Origin of the sequence: Streptomonospora mangrovi, assembly GCF_027604915.1 — a bacterium.
GTDB lineage: Bacteria > Actinomycetota > Actinomycetes > Streptosporangiales > Streptosporangiaceae > Streptomonospora > Streptomonospora mangrovi.
Genome location: NZ_JAJAQC010000047.1, coordinates 26,490 through 48,117 on the forward strand (window position 1 = coordinate 26,490; position 21,628 = coordinate 48,117).

Consider the following 21,628-nt stretch of genomic DNA (forward strand, 5'->3'; position numbering starts at 1 on the left):
CCGCGCGGCTCCGGCGCCGAGGGGACTCGCTCATGTCGGGTGCCGGGGACGGGGTGTCCGAAATCCCCGCCCCCGGTGCCTTTTTGTCCTGTCCTGTGGGGGGACGTCGGGCTTGGCGCCGGTGTCGGCTACGATTCCGGAAGCCATGATTATCCGCGCGGCCATCCGGTCCGACCTCGGTGCGATTCTGCGGCTCTTACGCGAACTGGGCGACACCACCCCTGCGCAGAGCAGCACCGTCCGCATGTCCTCGGCCGCGGTGCGGGCCTGGACCCGGATCGAGAACGACCCCGACCGCACCGTCCTGGTGGCCGAGCGCCGCGGCCAGATCATCGGCACGCTCGACCTGCTGGTGGTCCCCAACCTCACCCACGACGCCCAGTCCTGGGCGGTCGTGGACAACCTGGTGGTCGACCCCGCCTGCCGCCGGCGCGGCGTGGGCCGGGCGCTGGTGGAGGACGCGGTCGACCGCGCCTCGCGCGCCGGCTGCTACAAGATCGAACTGATGCCCCACGAGAACCGGGCCGGCGCCCACCAGTTCCACGCGGCGGTGGGGTTCGCCGACTCCGCCGGGGGCTTCCGCCGCTACCTCTAGGGCCACCGCACCCCGCTCGCACGGGCGCCCCTCACCCGCTGCCGCCGGCGGCGCCCCCGTTCCCGCCCGTGCCCCCGCTCCCGCCCCGCGTCTCTACGCCACCCCGAACCGGCCGCGGCCGGGCCGGGGCCCCGCCCCGACCCGGCCGCCCGCGCGGTCCGCGCGCTAGTGCCCCGAGCGCAGCGGCACCGGCCGGAAGAACAGCACGACCACGAACGCCACCGCCGCGATGGGCAGGCCCAGCGTGAACACGGTGTGCATGGCGTCGCTGAACGCCTGGACCACCGCGTCCTGGGCGGCGGGCGGCAGGGCGTGGATCGCCTCGGGCGAGCCGGTGGCCGAGCTTGAGAGGTCCATCGATCCCTGCGGCGCCCCGGCGCGCTCGGCCTTCTCGGCGAGGCTCTCCAGCTCCTCGTGCAGCCGGTTGGTCATCACCGAGCCGAACGCGGCCACGCCCACGGCGCCGCCGAGGTTGCGGAAGAAGGTGATGGCGGAGGTGGCCGAGGCGAGGTCGGCGCGCGGCAGCGCGTTCTGCACGGCCAGGATGAGGATCTGCATGGACAGCCCCAGCCCCAGCCCGATCAGGCCCACGCCCGCGCCCACCAGCAGCAGCCCGGAGTCCACCTCCAGCCGCGTCAGCGTGAGGTAGCCCAGGCCGATCAGCACGGTGCCGGCGATCGGGTAGATCTTCCACTTGCCGGTGCGGCTGACGAGGATGCCCGAGGACACCGAGGCGACCAGCAGGCCCAGCACCATCGGCAGGGTCATCAGCCCCGACTCGGTGGGGGTGAGGCCCTGGACGATCTGGAGGTACTGCGGGAAGTAGATCATCACGCCGAACATGCTCATGCCCACGGCGGCCGAGGCCAGCGACGACAGCACGAACGTGGAGTTGCGGAACAGGCGCGGCGGCAGGATCGGGTCGGCGGCGCGCAGTTCGGCCCACACCGCCCCGATCGTCAGCACGACCGCGGCCGCCCCCAGCACGTAGCTCGGCGTGGAGGACCAGGCGAACTCGTGGCCGCCCAGGCTCAGCAGCAGCATGACGGCGCTGGCCGCGCCCACCACGCAGGTGGCGCCCCACCAGTCGATGCGCGCCTCGCCGCGCGGGCGCTGGGGCAGCTTGAGCAGGCGCTGGATGACGATGAAGGCCACCACCGCGACGGGCACGGTGATGAAGAAGCACCACCGCCAGCCCAGAGGGCTGTCCACCAGGAAGCCGCCCAGCAGCGGGCCGGCCACGGTCGAGACGCCGAACACCGCGCCCATGAACCCCGAGTAGCGGCCGCGCTCCCGGGGCGCCACCACGTCGCCCAGGATGATCTGCGGCAGCGAGGCCAGCCCGCCCGCGCCGATGCCCTGGAAGAACCGGGCGCCGATGAGCCAGCTCATGTCGTTGGCGAACCCGGCGGCCACCGACGAGCAGATGAAGACGACCAGCGCGATCTGGAACAGCAGCTTGCGGCCGAAGACGTCGGACAGCTTGCCCCAGACCGGCGTGGAGGCCGTCATGGTCAGCAGCGTGGCGCTGGCCACCCAGGACAGCCGGTCCTGGCCGCCCAGTTCGCCGACGATGGTCGGCAGCGCCGTGCCGACGATCGACGTGGTCAGCATCGACGTCAGCATGGCCAGCATGAGCCCGATCAGGATCTCGATGACCTGCCGGTGCGAGTAGTTCACCTGCGGCTCCTCGGCGCCGCCGGCCGTCGCGCCCGCCATGGGCTCCCCCCGCCCCGCCGGAGCTAAGCGTTGCTCCACTCTGTGATCTCCCGTTCCAACGTCCCCGTACGTACCGCACCCGCCGCTTCCGCCGTGCCTGCGGGCGCGTGGCCCGTCGCGGCCCGCGCCCGTGTCCAGACATGGCGAACCACCCTCCGAAATAGAGGGCGGAAGACTGATATGTGCTCTTACCGGTATAAGTAAACAGTGTTGACTTGTCAAGTGCGGCGGCTATAGTGCGGGCAACCCCTCGACATCCGCGCCGCGCCGTGCCGCGGCGGGGGACCGACCATGGGAGCCTGGAGAGATGGACCTGCCGCCGGCCGCCGACGCCGCCGACCCCTGCGCCGGACGCGTCCGCGACCGCGAGGCCACCCGGCGCCGGATCCTGGCCAGCGCCTACGAGCTGTTCACCAGCGAGGGCTACGAGCACGTGTCGTCGCGGCGGATCGCCGCCCACGCCGGGGTCAACGTCGCGCTGATCAACCGCTACTTCGGCGCCAAGCGCGGGCTGCTGGCCGAGGTCATCGCCGAGGACGCCGCGTTCCCCGCCGTCTTCGAGGGCGACCGCGCCACCCTGCCGCGCCGCATCGCCGAGCACGTCACCCGGCGCACCCTGGGGGAGGGCACCCCGCTCCAGCGCGCGCTGGTGCACTCCATGGGCGACCCCGACCTCCAGTCGGTCTACCAGGAGCGGTTGCAGAACGCGATCATCGATCCGCTGGCCGCCTGCCTGGAGGGGGAGTCCGCGCACGCCCGCGCGGCGTTGGTGGCCTCGCTGCTGCTGGGGGTCAACGCGGTGCGCCGCATGGGCGGCGCCGGGCCGCTGACCGCCGAGGACCCCGAGGCGCTGACCGCGCGGCTGACCCGGGTCATCGAGGCGTGCGTGGCGGAGCACTGAGCCGGTGACCGCGCGCCGGTGACGCCCGGCGCGCGGTCACCGGGTCGCGCCCCCGCCGTGCCGGGCGGCCCGCGCCGGCGGCCGGGCGCGGCTCAGGCGTGCGGCGCCGTGGCCCGGATCCCGGCGAGCACCACGCCCACGATCCGGTCGGCGTCGGCCCGGGTGAACGGGCGCGTGCCCCGGTTGACGACGAGGTGCACCGGGCCGGAGACCATCTCGCCCAGGAAGGAGCTGTCGACCGGCGGCAGTTCGCCCCGCTCGACGGCGGCGTCCACCCGCACCCGCATGGCGGCCACCCGCTCCTCCAGGATCCGGCCCAGGGCCTGGCGGAGCGTCGTGCTCTGGCGGGCGGGCAGCAGGGCCTGTTCGAGGGTCTGCCCGAACGGGGTCGCCAGGCCGCCGGCCAGCGCCACCAGGAAGTCCACCAGGTCGCGGTGGATGTCGCCGGTGTCGGCGACCGAGGCGAGGTCCTCGGCGTAGCGCAGCATGGCCTCGACCACCAGGTCCTCGCGGTCGGGCCAGTTGCGGTAGACGCTGGTCTTGTGCACGCCGGCGGTCTCGGCGACCTCCTCGTAGCGGAAACCCGCGATGCCGTCGCGCGCCACGAGCTCGGCGGTCGCGGCGAGGATCCGCGCCCGCACGCGCGCGTTGCGGCCGCCGGGGCGCCGTGTGGGCGGCCGGTCAGGGGTCCCCTCGGTCATCGCCGCGCTCATCTCCTCGTTCCGTGTCCGGGTGCCGATTGTGGCCAGGTGCGGCGTTGCGGTGCAAGCCGGTCGGCAGTACGCTCATAAAAGCGACAAAAAGTTGCTTTGAGTGTCGGACGGCCTCCGCGGTCGGCCCCCGGGCCGCACCGTCTCCCCGCTCCAGCGCCCGCCCGACCGGTGGCATGCGGAGCGGCGGCCGGCCCGACCGCATCCGCCCCCCACTCCCACCTGGAGTCCCACACGTGAAGATCCTTGTCTCCGGAGCCGGTATCGCCGGGCTCGCCAGCGCGATCCAGTTGGGCTCTCGCGGCCACGACGTCACCGTTGTCGAGTACGGCCGCGACCTGCGGCTCACCGGCACCCCCATCGACATCCGCGGCGACGCCGTCGCCGCCGTGGCGGACCTGGGGCTGCTGGAGGAAATTCAGCGGCGCCGGGTCCGGATGTCGGAGCGCACCTGGTTCGTCGACAGCCAGGGCGACCCCGTGGCCCCGCTGCCGCTGGCCCAGATCAGCGACTCCGCCGACGACATCGAACTGCTCCGCGAGGACCTCGTGCGCGTCCTCGCCGACGCGCTGCCCGCCACCGCGCGGATCCGCTTCGGCGACTCGATCGCGGCGCTGACCGACGACGGCGCCGAGAACGGCCCCGGCGGCGGGGTCGAGGTGCGGTTCGCCTCGGGCCGCACCGGCCGCTACGACCTGGTGGTCGGCGCCGACGGCCAGCACTCCGCCGTCCGCCGACTGGTGTTCGGCACCGAGGCCGACCACCAGCGCCACCTCGGCGTCTACTTCGCCCTCGCCGACCACCCCCGCGAGTCGCAGACCGAGGGCGCCAACGCGGTGTACAACGTCCCCGGCCGCATGGCCGGCCTCTTCCGGTACGGCGGCAAGGCCGTCGCCGTCTTCCAGTTCCGCTCGGACCCCATCGCGTTCGACCACCGCGACCTGGCCGCGCAGAAGCGGATCCTCACCGACGCCTTCGCGGGCCACACGTCGTGGCGGATCCCCGAACTGCTCGACGCCGCCCGCGCCGACCCCGCCCTCTACTTCACCTCCGCCGCCCAGATCCACCTGCCGTCCTGGCACCGGGGCCGCGTCGTCCTCGTCGGGGACGCCGGGTACTGCCCGGCCTTCCTGTCCGGCCGGGGCACCTCGCTCGCACTTACCGGCGCCCGCTTCCTCGCCGAGGAACTCCAGCGGAGCGGCGGCGACCCCGCCGCCGCGTTCGCCCGCTACGAGGCCCGGCAGCGCCCCTACGTCTCCTTCGCCCAGGGCCGCGCCGAGAGCGGCCGCGACCGCATGCTGCCGCCCACTTGGTCCGCCATCGCCGCCCGCAACGCCGCGCTGCGGGCGTCCGCCGCCGCGCCCGTGCCCCCCGCCGGAGGGAACGCATGACCGACACGCTGGACACACGCGCCCCCGGCGCCCGGGAGCACCGCTGGAGCGGGCGGCTCGTGCTGTGGGCGGGCGTCCTCACCCTCGCCAACGTCCTGGCCGACGTCGCCATCGGCGCGCCGCTGATGGTCCTGCCCCAGTTGATGGAGCACTTCGGCACCGACCAGGCCGCGTGGCTCAACGCCAGCGCGATGCTGGCCGGGGCCATCTGGTCGCCGCTGCTGGCCAAGTGCTCCGACATCTTCGGCCAGCGCCGGATCCTGGTGGCCACGCTGCTCCTGGCCTGCGCGGGGGCGCTGGTCTGCATGGTCGCCCCCAACGTGGCGGTCTTCCTGGTGGGGCGGTTCCTCCAGGGCGCCGCCTTCGCCGCCGTCTTCATCACGGTGGCCCTGGCGCGCCAGATCTGCTCCCCGGCGGTGGCGATGGCCGTGGTCGGGATCGTGACCTCGGGCTCCGCGGTCGTGGGAGTGATCGAGCCGTTCGTGATGGCGCCGGTCATCGAGGCGTTCGGCCACCAGAGCGTGTTCGTCACGGCGGCGCTGCTCGCCGCCGCGGCCGCCGTCTGCGTGCGCACCGTCATCCCCGAGTCGCCGGTTCGCGGCACCGGCCGGGTGGACCTGGTCGGTGCCGCCCTGCTCGGCGGCGGCCTCGGCGCGGTGCTGGCCTACATCAGCCTGGGCGGGAGCCTGGGTTGGGACACCGAGGGCATGATCGCCCTGGTGGTGGCCGGCGCCGCCGCGCTCGCCGTGTGGGCGGTGCTCGCGCTGCGGGTCGAGGAGCCCGTCATCGACCTGCGGGCGCTCACCCGCCCGATCCTGCTGACGCTGCTGGCCCTGGTGCTGGCGGCGGGCTCCTTCCGCAGCATGCTGCAACTGACCGGCGTCATCGCCCAGGTGCCGCCCGACCTGGGGCTCGGCTACGGGCTGGGCGACGGCGAGGCGGTCGCGCTGCTGCTGGCCGCGCCCAACGTCGGCATCGCGCTGGGCGGCACCTGCGCCGGCTGGCTCGCCGGGCGGTTCGGGCCCGCGCTCCCCCTCCTCGGCGGCATCGCCCTGGGCGCGGCGGCGACCTTCGCCATGCTGGCGGGGGTGGCGGTGCTCCCGCTGGCGGTCGCCTGCGGCGCCGTGGTCGGCATCGCCGCCGGCGCGATCGGCGCCTCCGGCTACAACCTGGCGACCGCTCTGGCGGCGCCCGAGCGGCAGGGCACGATCGCCGGTGTGGTGTCGGTCGTGCTGGCGCTCGGCTCGGTCGTCGTCAACATCGCCGGGGGCGCGGTGCTGCAAGGCAGCATCGTCCCCGGAGTCTCCGCCGACGGCGCGCCGGTGAGTTCGGCGGCGGGGGTGTACACCTACGTCGGGATGGCGGGGGTGCTTTTCGTCCTCGCGGCGGTGCCCGCGATCCTGCTGGTGCGCTCCCGGACCGCCGCGCCGCCGCGCCCGGCGGCGGCCGCCCGGTAGCCCGGCGGCGCGGCGGGCGGCCCGGGCCGTCCCGCCCGCCGCGCACCCCCGCCCCGGCCCTCCGGCCCGGTTCCGGGGCGGGGGGCGGGGCGACACGCCAAGGCGCGCTGTGAGAACCGTTATCCGCAAAGGTCTGTGTTTCCCTATGGAACTGTGTCCGGCAATTGCGCCGGGCGCGAGTTGACGAAAACGGGGGGAACAATGACCGAGCGCATGGAATACGGGTTCCCAGGCCGGGGAAAGAGACCGCTCTTTGTGACCCGGACCTTCCTGACGTTATCCTCGCTGGCCGTCATCGCCGCGTTCGGGCTGATAGCCGGGCCGGCGGCGCGGGCCGAGGAACGGCTGCCGCAGGCCGGAAGCGTCGCCGAGCAGGCCGTGGAACACGCCAAGAGCCAGGTGGGCAAACCCTACTCCTACGGCGCTGAGGGACCGGGGTCCTACGACTGCTCCGGGCTCGTCCAATGGGCCTACAAAAAGGCCGGAAAGAACCTCAGCCGAACAACGTACACGCAATTCAAAGAGGGGTCTTCGGTGGCGCGGTCGGAACTGCGCGCCGGAGACCTCGTCTTCTTCTACCCGGGTCCCACCCATGTGGGGATCTACATCGGCGACGGGCAGATGGTGCACGCGTCGAGTTCCAAGGACCGCGTCATGATCGTGGGCCTGTCGGACTACTACGACGACCACTTCACCGGCGCGCGCCGTGTCGCCTGAGTCTCCGCCCGGCCCCGCCGCCGCGGACGTCGAGACCGGCTGACCGCACCGCACCGCCCTGCGGCCGCCGTCCGTCCGCCCGGAGCCCGCGACGCGCGACCCGCGCCGGCCCGGCACCCCGGGCGGCGGCCGCACACCCCGGCATCCGCACGTCCGTCCCCTTGTCTTCGTCGCCGTTCGCGCACCCGCCCGCTCCGCCCGACCGGCGCCGCCGGCGCGGGGGAGCGGCGGGGGCGCGGGAACCGCCGCCCCCGCGGGGCGGCCGGCGGCCGGGCTCAGCCCAGAACGATGGCCCCGGCCAGCACCGGGTCGCCGAAGCTCACCGACCCGCTGCCCGAGGCGACGGCGCGCCCGCCCTGGCAGGAGGTCCCGGCGAACAGCGCGTAGCGGGTGGCGACCTCGGTCTCGATGGCGACCACACCGCCCTGGTCGGACTCCAGGGTGCGGCACCCGCCGCCCTCGACGACCTGGCGGTGCCCCGACTCGAAGACCACCGTGACCGGCCGCAGGGGCTCCTGCCCGGCGCGCATGCCGGCCAGGGCGCCGGCGATGGTGGCGGACATGGTGGCGAGGTTGGCAGGTCGGATGGGCACGGCTGGGCTCACGTTCCTCACGGGAGGGCGGGTGGTGGTCACTCCCTGTCATTTAGCTACAGCCGACCGTGCCGGGCCGGTATTGACGCCGGTGTGTCGCCACATCGGTGCGATCGTGCGGGGCGCCCGGGGCCGTGCGGGGGGCGAGCCGCGCCGGCGCCGGACAGCGGCGGACAGCGGGGTGCGCGGGTGCGCGGGGCGGGCGCGGGGTGAGTAGGCTGGCGGCGACAACCGCACCGCGAACGGCGATAGGAGGGCCGGCCCGTGGCGTTCGTCTCCGCGATCCAGCGCGCCGTCGCCGCGGCGCTGCTCCTGGAGTTCGACCTCGACTGGCCCGTCGGCGCGGCCGGCACCGCGCTGGGCGTGTTCGCGGTGCTGGCGGTCCTGGCCGCCGGCGCGGCGCTGCTGCTGGCGGTCGTGCGCGGCGCCCACGGGCGCGCGGGCGCCGACCCCGCCGAGGCCAGCCGCCACAGGTTCCTGCTGCACCTGGCCGGCCGCGCCGCCGCGCCGCCGGTGCGCGCACCCGACACCCCGGGCAAGCCCCGGCCCCGCGCGCCGGGCGCGCGGGCGGCGGTCGGCTGCGGCTGATCCGCCTCCGCGGCGCACTCCACCCGCCGCGCGCCCGCCCGGCCCGCCCGCGCTAGGCGTCGACCGGCACGACCGGTCCGCCCACGGCCCGGGCCGAGCAGGAGTTGGCGTAGCGCGCGGTGAAGTCCCGGTCCTCGCCCTGCCAGGTGCCGGTGATCTCGACCCGGACGGGGTCGTGGTCGCCGGGGCACAGGACGTACTCCGGGCTCAGCCGGTGGAGGTCGCCGTCCAGGGTCCTAAGGCGGTCGCAGGCCGCGTGCGGCTCGGGATGGGTGCCGAAGTCGGGGGCGCAGTTCAGCCAGAAGCGGTCGACGGTGTCCGCCAGCACGCGCTCGACGGTGATCTCCAGGGTCGACGACGACTCCCGGGCATCGGCCGGCGCGGCGGCGGCCACGGTCAGCACCGCGGCCGAAGCCGCTGCCGCGACGGACGCGGCGAGGCGACAGAGCATGGGCATCCAATCACACTGGGTTACGACGTGTCGCGTTGAGTGTGTGCCATGCCGTACACCGCCGCAAGCGTCGGCACACCGCATCGCCCCTTTGGACCTGGCCGAATCCGGCTGAGGCTCACGGGGCGGCGGAGTGCCGCCGCGCCGCCCGTCCGCGCCGCCGGCCGCCGCCTTCTCCCCTCCCCGCCGCGCCGGACCCGCGCGCGCCGCCCGGCGGCGGGCGTCCGGTCCGCCCCGCGCGGCCCGCCCCAGCCCGCTCCCGCCCGCCGGTCCACCGGACCGCTGTGAACCGAGGTGTCCGCATGTACGCGTTCCCGCCGATCGCCGCCGCCGTCGAACTCGCCCACACCGCCCTCTCCGGGCTCGCCGTCCTGCTCACCCCCGTCGCGGGCACCGCCGCCGCCGCGGCGGCGGTCGTCTGCCTGACCGCCCTGGTGCGGCTGGCGGTGCTGCCGCTCAGCGTGGCCCAGGTGCGCGCCGAGAAGGACCGCGCCCGCCTCATGCCGCGCCTGCGGGAGTTGCAGCGCCGGCACTCCGACGACCCCCAGCGGTTGCTGGCCGCCCAGCGCGAGCTGTACGCCGCCGAGGGGTCCTCGCCGCTGGCCGGCTGCCTGCCGATGCTCGCGCAGATCCCGGTGTTCACCGTGCTCTACGGGGTGTTCATCGGAGCCGCCGGCGGCGGCGACCTGCTGACGGAGACGCTGGCCGGGGTGCCGCTGATGTGGGGCCTGGGCGACGCGCTGGCCTCGGGCGAGGCGGCGCACGTCCAGGTGTTCGGGGTGCTGCTGCTGGTCCTGGCCGTGACGGCGTGGGCCTCGCGCCAGTGGCTGACCCTGCCGGCCATGGCGAAGGCGGCGGCCGACGCCGAGGCCAACGCCGGCGCCCCGGGGGCGTCCGCGATGCGGGCGATGTCTTACCTGTCGTACCTGACCGTGGCGTTCGCGGCGTTCGTGCCGCTGGCCGCCGGGCTGTACCTGGCCACCACCACGGCGTGGTCGGTGGTGGAGCGGCTGGTGCTGCGGCGGGTCCTGGGCGTCGACCGGGTCGAGGCGGACACGGCGGAGGAGAAGAAGGAGTAGGCGAAAGGAGCAGGCGGGCGCAGGGCGGGCGGGGGCCGCGCACGCGGTCCCCGCCCTGGGCCGCCCCGGCGGGCGGCCCGCGCCTACATCGGGAAGTTCACGCAGGCCAGGCGGTCGCCCGCCTCGCCGGCGTGGCCCTCCTCGGTCATGGTGTGGTGCTCGTGGATGACGATGGAGTTGCCCTCGCCGGGGCGCACCTGCCAGTCGACGTCGGTGTCGGCGGTGGCGGTGCCCTCGGCGTCGGTGGTGAAGTCCAGCCAGACCTCGTTGTCGTCGTTGGCGTACTCGGGGTCGTTGGCGGCGTCCTCGGCGGCGGGCTCGTCCTGGTAGTGCGGGCCGGAGTCGTCGGGGTTCTCGCCGCAGGGCTCGGTGTGCAGGTGGGCGCCGAACTCGCGGTCGGGCTCCAGGCCGTTCACGGCCAGGACGAACTCGGTCTCGGCGCCGTTGCGGGTGGCCGACGCCTCGACGCTCGCGCCCTCGGGCACGGCCTGGTCGTCGTAGGTGACGGCCTCGGCGTCGGGGGAGTAGGGCGCGAACTCCGCCTCGACCGACACCCGGTCGGGCTCGCCCCCGTCGGGGCTGCCGTCGAGCGAGGGGGAGGGGTCGGCGGCGCCCTGGTCGTCGCCGTCCTGGTCGCCGCTGCAGGCCGTGGACCCCGCGGCGAGCAGGGCGCAGACGGCGATTCCGGCGATGGTTCGGGTGACGGACACGGTGGTGGCCTCCCGGTGTCGTGCTGCGGTGTCAGCGTGTCAGCCGCCACGCTACCCAACGCGACCGCGTCGTCACAGGGGAACACCCGAAGGTGTCAGGTGGACCTCCCGGGCGCTCAGGCGGAGGGCGTGGGGGCGGTGGCCGGCGCGGCGGGGGAGGCGGTCGCCTCGGGGGCCGGGAAGCGGGTGGCGAAGGTGAACGCCTCGGGGGTGGGGCCGTGGGCGCGCAGGGTGCCGAGGCGGGCGGCGGCCTCCTCGACGGTGGGGATGTGCCCGGCCGGGACCCACCACAGCACCATGTGGGCCTCCTCGGGGAGGTGGAACCACGACCGGCGGCGGCGCACCAGGTCCAGGTGGCCGGTGCGGTAGGTGAAGTTCCACAGCGCCTCGACGTCGGCCCACACCGTGAGGTTGACGATCCAGTCCGGGCCGAAGGGGCGCAGCGACGTGGCGTCGGACTCGCCCTCGCCGACAAGGCGCCAGACGAACCCGGGGCTGGCCTCGGCCAGCGCGTTCACCGGGTCGAGGAGGGCGACGAAGTCCGCCATCAGCGGGTCGTCCAATGTCGCCCGCATGCGGGCGACATTGAGTTGGGCGAGTTGGGCGAGTTGGGCGGGAGGAGAGGGTCGAGCGGGCGGGGCGGGCTCGTGGTCGGTCATGGGCCAAGGATGGCGACGCGCGGCGGCGCGTGTCAATCTAAATCAACTTCCATTGGTTTTGGAATCGGTGCGAGGGGTTGCGGCGGGGGCGCGGACGGCCGCCGGCGCTCGCGGGTGATCGCCACGCAGCAGCCGTCCGGCCCCGGCGCCATCCGCGCGGCCATGCCCTCCGCACCGGCCCCGGCCAGCACCCCGCGCAGCATCTCCAGGTTCATCCCGCAGGCCAGCGGCGGGAACCGCTCGGCCGTGGCGTGGAAGGGGCAGTTGCGCAGCCGCACCTCGGCGCCGCCGGCCGCCTCGACCGGCTCGTAGCCCCGGCGCTCCAGCCACGCGTACAGCGCCGCCGGGGTCGCCGGTCCCTCGGCCGCGAGTTCGGCCCCCCGGCGCTCGCCCTCCTCGCGCGCCGCCGCGTGCACCGCCTCGTCGGCGCCCGCCCGCTGCACCGCCTCGGCCAGCACGGCGGCGGCCGTGGCGTAGTCGCGCGGCGGCAGGTGCACGCTGTGCTCCCGGCCGGCCCGCCGGTACAGCTTGGCCGGACGCCCCGACCCCGGCCCCTCGCGGCCGGACACCTTGCGCAGGGTGACCTCCAGCAGCCCCGCCTCGACCAGCTTGTCCAGGTGGAACGCCACCAGGTTGCGCCGCGCCCCCACGGCCTCGGCCGCCTCGGCGCGGCTGACCTCGCCCCCGTGCCGGACCACGTACCCGTACAGCCCCCGCCGCAGCGGCTCGGCCAGCGCCCCCACGGCGTCGATCCCGGTGTCGGTCATGCCCCCATTCTCCGCCGCCCCCCGCCGTGCCGCCCACACCGGGAGGAACGCGGCGCCGTGCGCGGACGGCCGCGTACGATCCGGTAGGACATGAGAACGATCAAGCGCGGCGGCGAGTACGAACTGCACGTCAAGAAGTCGCGGTTCATCTGCGCGCTGGCGCGGGTCGCGGACGAGGACGAGGCGCGGGCCTTCATCGCCGAGCGGCGGCGGGCGCACTGGAGCGCCAACCACAACTGCTCGGCCTACGTCCTGGGGCCCGGCGGCGAGGTGCAGCGGTCCAGCGACGACGGGGAGCCCTCGGGCACCGCCGGGGTGCCGATGCTGGAGGTGCTGCGGCAGCGCGGCCTCACCGACACCGCCGCCGTGGTCACCCGCTACTTCGGGGGCGTCAAGCTCGGCGCCGGGGGACTGGTGCGCGCCTACGGCGCGGCCGTGTCGGCGGCCCTGGACGAGGTCGGGGTCCTGGAGCGGCGCACCCTGCTCGTGGTCGAGGTCGGCGCCGACTACCAGCGGGCGGGGCGGCTGGAGAGCGACCTGCGCGACTCCCGCTACCCGGTGCGCGGCGTGCGCTACGGCGAGGGCGTGCGGATCGAGGCTGCGGTGCCCGAGGACGGGCTGGCAAAGTTCCGCGCGTGGCTGGCCGAGGCCACCGGCGGCGGCGCGTCGTGCGAGGTCACCGGCACTGCGGTGGTCGAGGTCGAACCCGGCGGCGCGGCCGGCGGCGGCGGGGAGTTCTAGGATTGCCCCACGTCCGACTTGAGGGAGTGACCGGCCATGCGCACCTGGCGATCCGGTCCGCCGGCGTTGGCCGCCGCGGCGGTGCTGCTGGCCGCCGCCTGCACCCCCGGCGAGCCGCCCGAGCGCCCCGAGGGCTCCCCGACGCCCCTGCCCACCGACTTCGAGGGCGAGGTGCCGCCCGGTGTCGGCGGCGAACCCCTGCGCCACCTGCACGGCCCCGGCGCAGACGCCCCCGACATCCTCGGCGACGAGCTGGGCGTGCGCATCGACTCCCTGGGCGAGGCGTTCCTCATCAGCTCCAACAGCGAGGAGTGGCACCTGCTGATGGACCCCGAGACCGGCGAGGCGCTGTGGCAGGGGCGGCGGCGCATCGAGCGGTTCTCCGTGGCCGGCGACGGCTCGGAGGTGCTGGTGCTGACCGGCGACCGGGGCCGCACCTCCGTCGTGGACGACACCGGCCGGACCGTGTGGCGCGGCACCCAGGGCCGCGAGGAGTTCGTGGGCGGCACGGTGGTGCGCCGCCCGCTGCGGTGGAGCCCCGGCGACCCCTACGGCGAGTACACCGTGCTCGACACCGAGGGCCGTGAACTGTGGGACTACACCTTCGAGCCGCCCCCCGAGGGCGGGGACGGCGGCGGTGAGGGCGCGGACGCCGAGGATCCGGACGCCGAGGGCTCGGGCGACCCGGACTCCGGCGGCGAGGACCCGGGCGAGGACGACCCCGACCGCCTGGGCGTGCCCGTCGCGGCGCGCGACGGCGTGCTGCTGCTGGACGACGGCGCCGGCCTGCTCCAGGCGCGCGGCCTCGGCGCCGGCGACGAGGGCGGCGGTGACGGCGCCGGCGACCTGCTCTGGTACGTCGACGGCCAACACCCCGACCTGGCGGGCGCCGCCCCCGGCCAGCGGCCCCGGCCGCAGGTGGTGGGCGGCTTCGACCTGCCCGCCGACGCCGAGGGCGACGGCGGCACCGAATCCCCGGAGCCCACGGCCACCGGCGACCCGGCGACCGGCGAGCCCACCGGCGAGGACACCGACGCTTCCGCCTCCCCCGCCCCCGGCTCCGGCCCGTCCGGGTCCGCCGACCCCTCGGCGTCCGACGGCGGCTCCGCCCGCCCGACCGTCCTGGTGCGCTGGAGCCTGCCCGAGGACCCCTCGGTGCTGTCGCTGCACGACCTGCGCACCGGCGAGATCCTGTGGAGCCTGCCCGAACCCGGCGCCAACCCCGCCGCCGACCCCTACGCGCCCGCGCCGCTGGGCGGCGCGCTCTACGACGACTCCACCCGCACCCTGCTGCTGCCCCAGGCCAGCGGCGCCACCCCGCTGATCGCCGTGGACCTGGCGGCCGGCGAGATCCGCTGGGAGTTCGAGGACGACGCCGAACGCGCGATCACCCCCGCCTTCGCGCTCGGCGGCTACGTCTACGGCGACTCCAGCGCGGCCGACGATCCCACCACCGCCCAGGTGGTGCTGGAGGCCGAGACCAAGGACGTGGCGGCCGAAGGGCTCGACGCCTACGTCGAGGCGGCCACCGCCGGCGGCTACAGCATCGTGGTCAGCGGGCGGCAGCGGTTCGTGTTCCCGCCCGCCGGCCCCCCGGGCGCGCCCACCGGCACCGGCGGGTAGCGCCACCCCGAGCCGCCGACCGCCCGATCCCGCCGCGCGGCCCGACCCACCGCCGCGCGGCCCGCCCGGCGCCCGGAACGCCGCCGCCTACCGGGGCGCGAGCCCGGCTTGACACCGGAGCGACCCCCGCTTCAGGTGATCTTCAGCACGGTTGCCTACCATCTCAAAGTATGGATATGCCGGACAGCGGCCCGCGAAGCGCCCCCGGTCAGGGCACCCCCGGCCAGGGCACCGCCCCTGTGGCCGAACCTTCCGGGGCCGAACCCGCCGGGGCGGAGTTCCCAGAGTTCCCCGTGACCGGGTTCCCCGATGCCACGCGCGAGCGCTGGCGCGAACTCGTCGCCGGAGTGCTGCGCAAGAGCGGCGCCGAGGTCGGCCCCGGCTCCGCGCCCGAGGACGCCCTGGCCACCACCACCTACGACGGGATCGTGCTGCGCCCCCTCTACACCGAGGAGGACGGCGCCGACTCCGGCTTCCCCGGCCTGGCGCCCTACACGCGCGGCGGCCGGCCCCAGGGCGCGGTCAGCGACGGCTGGGAGGTCCGCCAGCAGCACCGCGACCCCGACCCCGCGCGGACCCGCCGCGCCGTGCTGGCCGACCTGGAGAACGGCGTGGGCGCGCTGTGGCTGGTGGCCGGCCCCGGCGGGGTCCCCGTGGAGGGCATCGGCGAGGCGCTCGCCGACGTCTACCTCGACTTCGCGCCGGTCGTCCTGGACGCCGGCCCCGAATACGAGGCGGCGGCCGGTGAACTGCTGCGCGCCTGGCGCGACCGCGGCCTGCCCGACGCCGCCGTCACCGGCGGCCTGGGCATCGACCCCCTCAGCACCGCCGCCCGCACCGGCCTCCCCGCCGACCTGGACACCGCCGCCCGCGCCGCCGCCCACCACGCCCTTCGCCACCCCCGGCTGCGCCTGGTCACCGCCGACGCCACCCCCTACCACGACGCCGGCGGGTCGGAGGCCCAGGAACTGGGCGCGGCCGTCGCGGCGGGCACCGCCTACCTGCGCGCGCTCACCGCCGCCGGGCTGGACCTCGCCGACGCCGCCCGCCGCGTGGAGTTCCGGTTCGCCGCGAGCGCCGACCAGTTCCTCACCATCGCCAAGCTGCGCGCCGCGCGCGCCATGTGGGACCGGGTGCTGGAGATGTGCGGACTGGGGCCCGACCGCCCCGCCATGTACCAGCACGCCGCCACCTCGGCGGCCATGGCCACCCGCCGCGACCCCTACGTCAACATGCTGCGCGCCACCCTGGCCTGCTTCGGCGCGGGCGTGGGCGGCGCCGACGCGGTGACCGTGCGCCCGTTCGACTCCGCGCTGGGCCTGCCCGACGGGTTCGCCCGCCGCATCGCCCGCAACACCCAGGCGCTGCTGATCGAGGAGGCCCACCTGGCGCGGGTGATCGACCCCGCCGGCGGCTCCTTCTACGTCGAGCGGCTCACCGCCGACCTCTACCACGCCGGCTGGGCGTTCTTCCAGGAACTGGAGGGCGCCGGCGGCATGGCCGAGGCGCTGGCCGCCGGGCTGGTGGCCGAGCGCGTGGAGGAGGTCTGGCGGCGGCGCCGCGACGCCGTCGCGCACCGGCGCGACCCCATCACCGGCGTCAGCGAGTTCCCCCACCTGGACGAGCCCCGCATCGAGCGCCCGGCCGCCCCCGCCGACGCCCCCGCCCCCGCTTCCGCCGACGTGCCCGCGCCGCGCGCCGCGCTGCGCCCGCACCGCTACGCCGAGGACTTCGAGGCCCTGCGCGACCGCTCCGACGCCCACCTGGCCGCCACCGGCGCCCGCCCCCGGGTCTTCCTGGCCACGCTGGGCCCGGCGGCGGCGCACACCGCCCGCGCCGCGTTCGCCGGCAACCTGCTGCGCGCCGGGGGGATCGAGCCGGTCGGCGGTGACACCGCCGGCGGCCCCGCCGAGGCCGCCGCCGCGTTCGCCGCCTCCGGCGCGCGCATCGCCTGCCTGTGCTCGGCCGACAAGGTCTACGCCGAGCAGGCCGCCGAGGCGGCCGCCGCCCTCAAGGCGGCCGGCGCCGAGCTGGTGCTGCTGGCGGGCCGGCCCTCGGCGGTGGCCGAGGGCGCGCCTGTGGACGACTTCTGCTTCGCCGGCGGCGACGCCCTTAGCCTGTTGACCAAGCTCCACAACGCGCTGGGAGTGGCGTGATGATCCCTGACTTCAGCCGGATCGGACCCGGCACCACCGGCCCCGGCCCCGCCGGGCCGGACGCCGCGCCGGCGTGGGCGCGGGCCGTCGAGGACACCACCGGCAAGGGCCCCGACGCCCTCGTCTGGGAGACCCCCGAGGGCATCGGCGTCAAACCGCTCTACACCCCGGCCGACCGCGCCGGCCTGGACTTCGCCCGCACCTACCCCGGGATCGCGCCCTACCTGCGCGGTCCCTACCCCACCATGTACGTCAACCAGCCGTGGACCGTCCGCCAGTACGCGGGGTTCTCCACGGCCGAGGAGTCCAACGCCTTCTACCGCCGCAACCTCGCCGCCGGGCAGAAGGGCCTGTCGGTGGCGTTCGACCTCGCCACCCACCGCGGCTACGACTCCGACCACCCGCGCGTGGCCGGCGACGTCGGCATGGCCGGGGTGGCCATCGACTCCATCTACGACATGCGGCAACTCTTCGACGGCATCCCGCTGGACCGCATGAGCGTGTCCATGACCATGAACGGCGCCGTGCTGCCGGTGCTGGCGCTCTACATCGTGGCCGCCGAGGAGCAGGGGGTGCCGCCCGAGAAGCTGTCGGGGACCATCCAGAACGACATCCTCAAGGAGTTCATGGTCCGCAACACCTACATCTACCCGCCGCAGCCCTCCATGCGGATCATCTCCGACATCTTCTCCTTCACCTCCCGGCTCATGCCGCGCTTCAACTCCATCTCGATCTCCGGCTACCACATGCAGGAGGCCGGGGCCACCGCCGACCTCGAACTCGCCTACACCCTGGCCGACGGCGTGGAGTACATCCGGGCGGGCCGCCGCGCCGGGCTCGACGTCGACTCCTTCGCGCCGCGGCTGTCGTTCTTCTGGGCGATCGGCATGAACTTCTTCATGGAGGTCGCCAAGCTGCGGGCGGCGCGGCTGCTGTGGTCGCGCCTGGTGGCCGACTTCGGCGCCGCCAACCCCAAGTCGCTGTCGCTGCGCACCCACTCCCAGACCTCCGGCTGGTCGCTGACCGCCCAGGACGTGTTCAACAACGTCGTGCGCACCTGTGTGGAGGCCATGGCCGCCACCCAGGGCCACACCCAGTCGCTGCACACCAACGCCCTCGACGAGGCGCTGGCGCTGCCCACCGACTTCTCCGCGCGCATCGCCCGCAACACCCAGCTCGTGCTCCAGCACGAGTCCGGCACCACCCGGGTGATCGACCCCTGGGGCGGCAGCGCCTACGTCGAACGCCTCACCCAGCAGTTGGCCGAACGCGCCTGGGCGCACATCACCGAGGTCGAGCGGGCCGGCGGCATGGCCCAGGCCATCGACGCCGGCATCCCCAAGATGCGCATCGAGGAGGCCGCCGCCCGTACCCAGGCGCGCATCGACTCCGGGCGCCAGCCGGTCATCGGCGTCAACAAGTACCGGCCCGACACCCACGACGAGATCGAGGTGCTGCGGGTCGACAACTCCCGGGTGCGCGCCGAGCAGGTGGCCAAGCTGGAGCGGCTGCGCGCCGAGCGCGACGACTCCGCGGTGGCCGCGGCGCTGGACCGCCTCTCCGCGGCGGCGGCCGCCGAACCCCGCGGCGACACCCTCGACCACAACCTGCTGGCCGCCGCCGTCGACGCCGCCCGCGCCAAGGCCACCGTCGGCGAGATCTCCGCCGCCGTCGAACGCGTCTTCGGGCGCCACTCCGGGCAGGTCCGTACCATCCAGGGTGTGTACCGCGACGAAGCCGGGTCCTCCGCCGACACCGAGGCCGCCATGGCCGCCCTGGCCGACCGCGTGCGCCGCTTCGAGGAGCACGAGGGCCGCCGCCCCCGCATCCTGGTCGCCAAGATGGGCCAGGACGGCCACGACCGCGGCCAGAAGGTGATCGCCACCGCGTTCGCCGACCTCGGCTTCGACGTCGACGTCGGCCCGCTGTTCCAGACCCCCGCCGAGGTCGCCGCCCAGGCGGCCGAGGCCGACGTCCACATCGTGGGCGTGTCCTCGCTGGCGGCCGGCCACCTCACCCTGGTCCCTGCGCTGCGCGCCGAGCTGGCGGCGCTGGACCGCGACGACATCATGATCGTGGTGGGCGGGGTCATCCCGCCGGCCGACCACCAGGCGCTGCACGACGCCGGCGCCGCGGCCGTCTTCCCGCCCGGCACCGTGATCGCCGAGGCCGCGGCCGGCCTGCTCGACCGCCTCGAAACCGAGCTGGGCCACGGGTCGTGAGCCCGCGCCCCGTCGACCTCGACTCCTACGCCGAGGGCGTCCTCGCCGGCCACCGCCCCACCCTGGCCCGCGCCATCACCCTGGTGGAGTCCCGCCGGGCCGACCACGCCGAACTGGCCCAGCAACTTCTGGTGCGGCTGCTGCCGCACAGCGGCAAGGCGCACCGGGTGGGGATCACCGGTGTGCCCGGTGTGGGCAAGTCCACCTTCATCGACGCGCTGGGCACCCGGCTCACCGGCGAGGGCCACCGGGTGGCGGTGCTGGCCGTGGACCCCTCCTCCACCCGCACCGGCGGCAGCATCCTCGGCGACAAGACCCGCATGGCGCGGCTGTCGGTCGACCCGGCGGCGTTCGTGCGGCCCTCGCCCACCGCCGGCACGCTGGGCGGGGTGGCCCGCGCCACCCGCGAGACCATGGTGCTGATGGAGGCCGCCGGATTCGACGTCGTGCTGGTCGAGACCGTCGGGGTGGGCCAGTCCGAGGTCGCGGTGGCCAACATGGTCGACTGCTTCGCGTTCCTCACCCTGGCCCGCACCGGCGACCAGTTGCAGGGCATCAAGAAGGGCGTGCTGGAACTGGTGGACCTGGTGGCCGTGAACAAGGCCGACGGCCCGTACGAGGCCGACGCCCGCAAGGCCGCCCGCGAGCTGTCGCGGGCGCTGCGGCTGCTCCAGCCGGTCCACCCCGCCTGGCGGCCGCCGGTGCTCACGTGCAGCGGGCTCACCGGGCAGGGCCTCGGCGAGTTCTGGCAGGCGGTGCTGGACCACCGCCGGGCGCTGGAGGAGGCCGGGGAGTTCGCCGAGCGGCGCAGCCGCCAGCAGGTCGACTGGATGTGGGCCCAGGTGCGCGACCGGCTGATGGACCGCCTGCGGCGCCACCCCCGGGTGCGCGCCGACACCCCGGAACTGGAGGCCGCGGTGCGCGCCGGCGAGCTCACCGCCACCCTCGCCGCCGAGCACATCCTCGCGGAGTTCACCGGCGGTGACGGCCCCGGCACCGGTCCGGCCGCCCGCCCCGCGCCCGGCGGCGGCCCCGAGGGGCGATGATCACACCGGCCGGACCTCCCGCCAACTGCGGCATTGCGCCGCACCCGTGAAACAGACCACAATGGCCGCGGGTCTTGATCGACCCGTATGGGAGAAAATACTTCCGCAACGGCATTCCCGTGAGCCCGCGCGGCTAATACCGTGTGTGGTCAGAGACTTACGGAACCAAGGTTGGACCGGAGCCCTCGGCCCCGTCCGGCGGCGCTTCACGCGCCTCGGTCTCCCCGATGAGGCCGCCGCCGGCGGGACGGTGCGGGTGAACCCCTACCGGTTTCCGCCGTTTTCCGTAGGGTGAGCAAGGGGACCCCTCATCACAACGTGGGGCTGGGAGGAGTGAACGTGCACAGGCTTGGGCTGAGCACCCGGGTCGAGAACCACAGCGTGATCGTGAGCGTCGAGGGCGACCTCGACATCGCGACCGCCGACGACCTCCACGAGCATGTCCTGTCCGCGATCGACAAGCACGGGCCGTGGCTGATCCTCGACCTGTCCGCGCTGGAGTTCATGGACTCCAGCGGTCTCAACGTCGTCATCAACGCCTACCGCGCCGTCAAGGAGCGCGGCGGCAGCCTGGCGCTGGCCGCGCCGAACGAACGGGTGACCAAGGTCGTCCGCCTGGTGGGCCTGCACCGCCAGGTGCCGGTGCACGACACCGTCGCCGCGGCCGTCAACGCCATGGAGGTACTGGAGAGCAGGCAGCAGGCCGGCTGACCGCGCATCGCCGTGCCCACGGACGACCACACCACGGCGCGCCGGGCCGCCCCGGACCCCCGGGGCCGCCGCGGTGCCCCGTGGCCGCGCGCGGTATTGGGAGCCCTGTCGGTGGACCTCTCCTGGAACCACAACGTGCACTACCACGAGCACCTGCTGCGCCACGTGCCCGACTCCTGCGTGCGCGCGCTGGACGTCGGGTGCGGGGCGGGGCGGTTCGCCCGGCGACTGGCGGCGCGGGCCGCGCAGGTCGAGGCCATCGACCCCGACCCCGCCATGATCGCCGAGGCGCGGCGGCGCACCCCGCGCCGCATGGGGGTGCACTACGTCCGCGCCGCCCTGGACGACTTCGGGGTCGCCCCCGGCGCCTACCAGTTCGTCTCGGCCCTCGCCAGCATCCACCACATGCCCTTCGCCGACTCCCTGCGCGTGCTCGCGCGGGGGCTGGCGCCGGGCGGGGTGCTCGCGGTGCTGGGCTGCTACCGCGAGGAGTCCCCGGCCGACTACGCGGTGAGCGCGGCCGCGCTGGTGCCGCAGTGGTCCCTGGGCGCCGGGCTGCGCGCCGCCCGCGCGCTCACCGGCGTACCCGACCCCACCCCCGCGGCGGGGTCGGGCATGCGGGTGCGCGAACCCGACATGGGCCTGGCCGAGATCCGCGCCGAGGCGGCGCGCGTCCTGCCCGGGGCCCGGGTGCGGCGCCTGCTGTTCTGGCGCTACTGCCTGGTCTACGCCCGCCCGGTCACCGGCTGAGGCGTCCCGGCCCGGCGCCCGCCGAGGGCTTGGTCGGCGCGC

General features: G+C 75.3%; 21 protein-coding genes. 14 read left to right on the forward strand and 7 right to left on the reverse strand.

The genetic code is table 11. The annotated features are described in order from the left end of the window. Positions 1 to 145: 145 nt before the first annotated feature. Positions 146 to 595 (forward strand): GNAT family N-acetyltransferase, encoded by a 450-nt coding sequence (locus LG943_RS22045; protein ID WP_270074253.1) that lies wholly within the window; start codon positions 146 to 148, stop codon positions 593 to 595. Positions 596 to 760: 165 nt separating this feature from the next. Here the strand turns inward: LG943_RS22045 and LG943_RS22050 are convergent, their stop codons facing one another. After that, positions 761 to 2,314: an MDR family MFS transporter gene (locus LG943_RS22050; protein ID WP_270074254.1), complete on the reverse strand. Its 1,554-nt coding sequence runs from the start codon at positions 2,312 to 2,314 to the stop codon at positions 761 to 763. Between the two features lie 307 nt (positions 2,315 to 2,621). Here LG943_RS22050 and LG943_RS22055 point away from each other — a divergent pair, with 307 nt between their 5' ends. After that, positions 2,622 to 3,215: a TetR/AcrR family transcriptional regulator gene (locus LG943_RS22055; protein ID WP_270074255.1), complete on the forward strand. Its 594-nt coding sequence runs from the start codon at positions 2,622 to 2,624 to the stop codon at positions 3,213 to 3,215. 92 nt (positions 3,216 to 3,307) lie between these two features. Here LG943_RS22055 and LG943_RS22060 read toward each other — a convergent pair whose 3' ends face one another. Next, on the reverse strand, positions 3,308 to 3,928 hold the full coding sequence (locus LG943_RS22060) for a TetR/AcrR family transcriptional regulator (RefSeq protein ID WP_270074256.1): 621 nt from the start codon (positions 3,926 to 3,928) through the stop codon (positions 3,308 to 3,310). 233 nt (positions 3,929 to 4,161) lie between these two features. On the opposite strand from LG943_RS22060, the gene LG943_RS22065 reads away from it, so the two are divergent. The 3 genes from LG943_RS22065 (at position 4,162) to LG943_RS22075 (ending at position 7,490) form a co-directional block, all read left to right on the forward strand. Beyond that, a complete protein-coding gene (locus LG943_RS22065; RefSeq protein WP_270074257.1) occupies positions 4,162 to 5,316 on the forward strand; it encodes an FAD-dependent monooxygenase in 1,155 nt (384 codons plus the stop codon). After that, a complete protein-coding gene (locus LG943_RS22070; RefSeq protein WP_270074258.1) occupies positions 5,313 to 6,773 on the forward strand; it encodes an MFS transporter in 1,461 nt (486 codons plus the stop codon). Before LG943_RS22065 ends, LG943_RS22070 begins: the two co-directional genes overlap by 4 nt. A 201-nt stretch (positions 6,774 to 6,974) precedes the next feature. Then, entirely contained in the window at positions 6,975 to 7,490 is a 516-nt protein-coding gene (locus LG943_RS22075) for a C40 family peptidase (protein ID WP_270074259.1), read from the forward strand. Between the two features lie 275 nt (positions 7,491 to 7,765). On the opposite strand, the gene LG943_RS22080 is transcribed toward LG943_RS22075, so the two are convergent. Further along, positions 7,766 to 8,083 carry a phosphatase gene (locus tag LG943_RS22080; protein WP_270074260.1) on the reverse strand — a complete coding sequence of 106 codons (318 nt, stop codon included), beginning with the start codon at positions 8,081 to 8,083 and terminating at the stop codon, positions 7,766 to 7,768. A gap of 264 nt (positions 8,084 to 8,347) precedes the next feature. Here LG943_RS22080 and LG943_RS22085 point away from each other — a divergent pair, with 264 nt between their 5' ends. Then, positions 8,348 to 8,671: a DUF6412 domain-containing protein gene (locus tag LG943_RS22085; protein ID WP_270074261.1), complete on the forward strand. Its 324-nt coding sequence runs from the start codon at positions 8,348 to 8,350 to the stop codon at positions 8,669 to 8,671. Positions 8,672 to 8,723: 52 nt separating this feature from the next. On the opposite strand, the gene LG943_RS22090 is transcribed toward LG943_RS22085, so the two are convergent. Then, on the reverse strand, positions 8,724 to 9,128 hold the full coding sequence (locus LG943_RS22090; RefSeq protein WP_270074262.1) for an SSI family serine proteinase inhibitor: 405 nt from the start codon (positions 9,126 to 9,128) through the stop codon (positions 8,724 to 8,726). Positions 9,129 to 9,424: 296 nt separating this feature from the next. Here LG943_RS22090 and LG943_RS22095 point away from each other — a divergent pair, with 296 nt between their 5' ends. Continuing rightward, positions 9,425 to 10,201, forward strand: coding sequence for a YidC/Oxa1 family membrane protein insertase (locus tag LG943_RS22095; RefSeq protein ID WP_270074263.1), 777 nt, complete (start codon positions 9,425 to 9,427; stop codon positions 10,199 to 10,201). An 83-nt stretch (positions 10,202 to 10,284) separates the two neighbouring features. Here LG943_RS22095 and LG943_RS22100 read toward each other — a convergent pair whose 3' ends face one another. The 3 genes from LG943_RS22100 to LG943_RS22110 all read right to left on the reverse strand — a co-directional run bounded on the left by LG943_RS22100 (position 10,285) and on the right by LG943_RS22110 (position 12,337). Continuing rightward, the gene (locus LG943_RS22100) at positions 10,285 to 10,911 is read right to left on the reverse strand and encodes a superoxide dismutase family protein (RefSeq protein WP_270074264.1); all 627 of its coding nucleotides are present in this window, start codon (positions 10,909 to 10,911) and stop codon (positions 10,285 to 10,287) included. Between the two features lie 116 nt (positions 10,912 to 11,027). After that, positions 11,028 to 11,570: a DUF3291 domain-containing protein gene (locus LG943_RS22105; protein WP_270074265.1), complete on the reverse strand. Its 543-nt coding sequence runs from the start codon at positions 11,568 to 11,570 to the stop codon at positions 11,028 to 11,030. Between the two features lie 32 nt (positions 11,571 to 11,602). Then, complete coding sequence (locus LG943_RS22110) at positions 11,603 to 12,337, reverse strand: helix-turn-helix transcriptional regulator (RefSeq protein WP_270074266.1); 735 nt, start codon at positions 12,335 to 12,337, stop codon at positions 11,603 to 11,605. A 90-nt stretch (positions 12,338 to 12,427) separates the two neighbouring features. On the opposite strand from LG943_RS22110, the gene LG943_RS22115 reads away from it, so the two are divergent. From LG943_RS22115 to LG943_RS22145, 7 genes are all read left to right on the forward strand, one after another. Further along, on the forward strand, positions 12,428 to 13,078 hold the full coding sequence (locus LG943_RS22115; protein WP_270074267.1) for a YigZ family protein: 651 nt from the start codon (positions 12,428 to 12,430) through the stop codon (positions 13,076 to 13,078). A 36-nt stretch (positions 13,079 to 13,114) separates the two neighbouring features. Continuing rightward, the gene (locus LG943_RS22120; RefSeq protein WP_270074268.1) at positions 13,115 to 14,701 is read left to right on the forward strand and encodes a hypothetical protein; all 1,587 of its coding nucleotides are present in this window, start codon (positions 13,115 to 13,117) and stop codon (positions 14,699 to 14,701) included. Positions 14,702 to 14,871: 170 nt separating this feature from the next. Then, positions 14,872 to 16,857, forward strand: coding sequence for a methylmalonyl-CoA mutase subunit beta (locus LG943_RS22125; RefSeq protein WP_270074269.1), 1,986 nt, complete (start codon positions 14,872 to 14,874; stop codon positions 16,855 to 16,857). After that, the gene (scpA, locus tag LG943_RS22130) at positions 16,857 to 19,079 is read left to right on the forward strand and encodes a methylmalonyl-CoA mutase (protein ID WP_270074270.1); all 2,223 of its coding nucleotides are present in this window, start codon (positions 16,857 to 16,859) and stop codon (positions 19,077 to 19,079) included. Before LG943_RS22125 ends, scpA begins: the two co-directional genes overlap by 1 nt. Continuing rightward, positions 19,076 to 20,125, forward strand: a complete 1,050-nt coding sequence (gene meaB, locus LG943_RS22135; RefSeq protein WP_270074271.1) for a methylmalonyl Co-A mutase-associated GTPase MeaB — start codon at positions 19,076 to 19,078, stop codon at positions 20,123 to 20,125. The genes scpA and meaB overlap by 4 nt, the downstream gene beginning before the upstream one ends. 339 nt (positions 20,126 to 20,464) lie before the next feature. Next, positions 20,465 to 20,836 carry an STAS domain-containing protein gene (locus LG943_RS22140; RefSeq protein WP_270074272.1) on the forward strand — a complete coding sequence of 124 codons (372 nt, stop codon included), beginning with the start codon at positions 20,465 to 20,467 and terminating at the stop codon, positions 20,834 to 20,836. 111 nt (positions 20,837 to 20,947) lie between these two features. After that, positions 20,948 to 21,586, forward strand: a complete 639-nt coding sequence (locus LG943_RS22145) for a class I SAM-dependent methyltransferase (RefSeq protein ID WP_270074273.1) — start codon at positions 20,948 to 20,950, stop codon at positions 21,584 to 21,586. Positions 21,587 to 21,628: the final 42 nt, after the last annotated feature.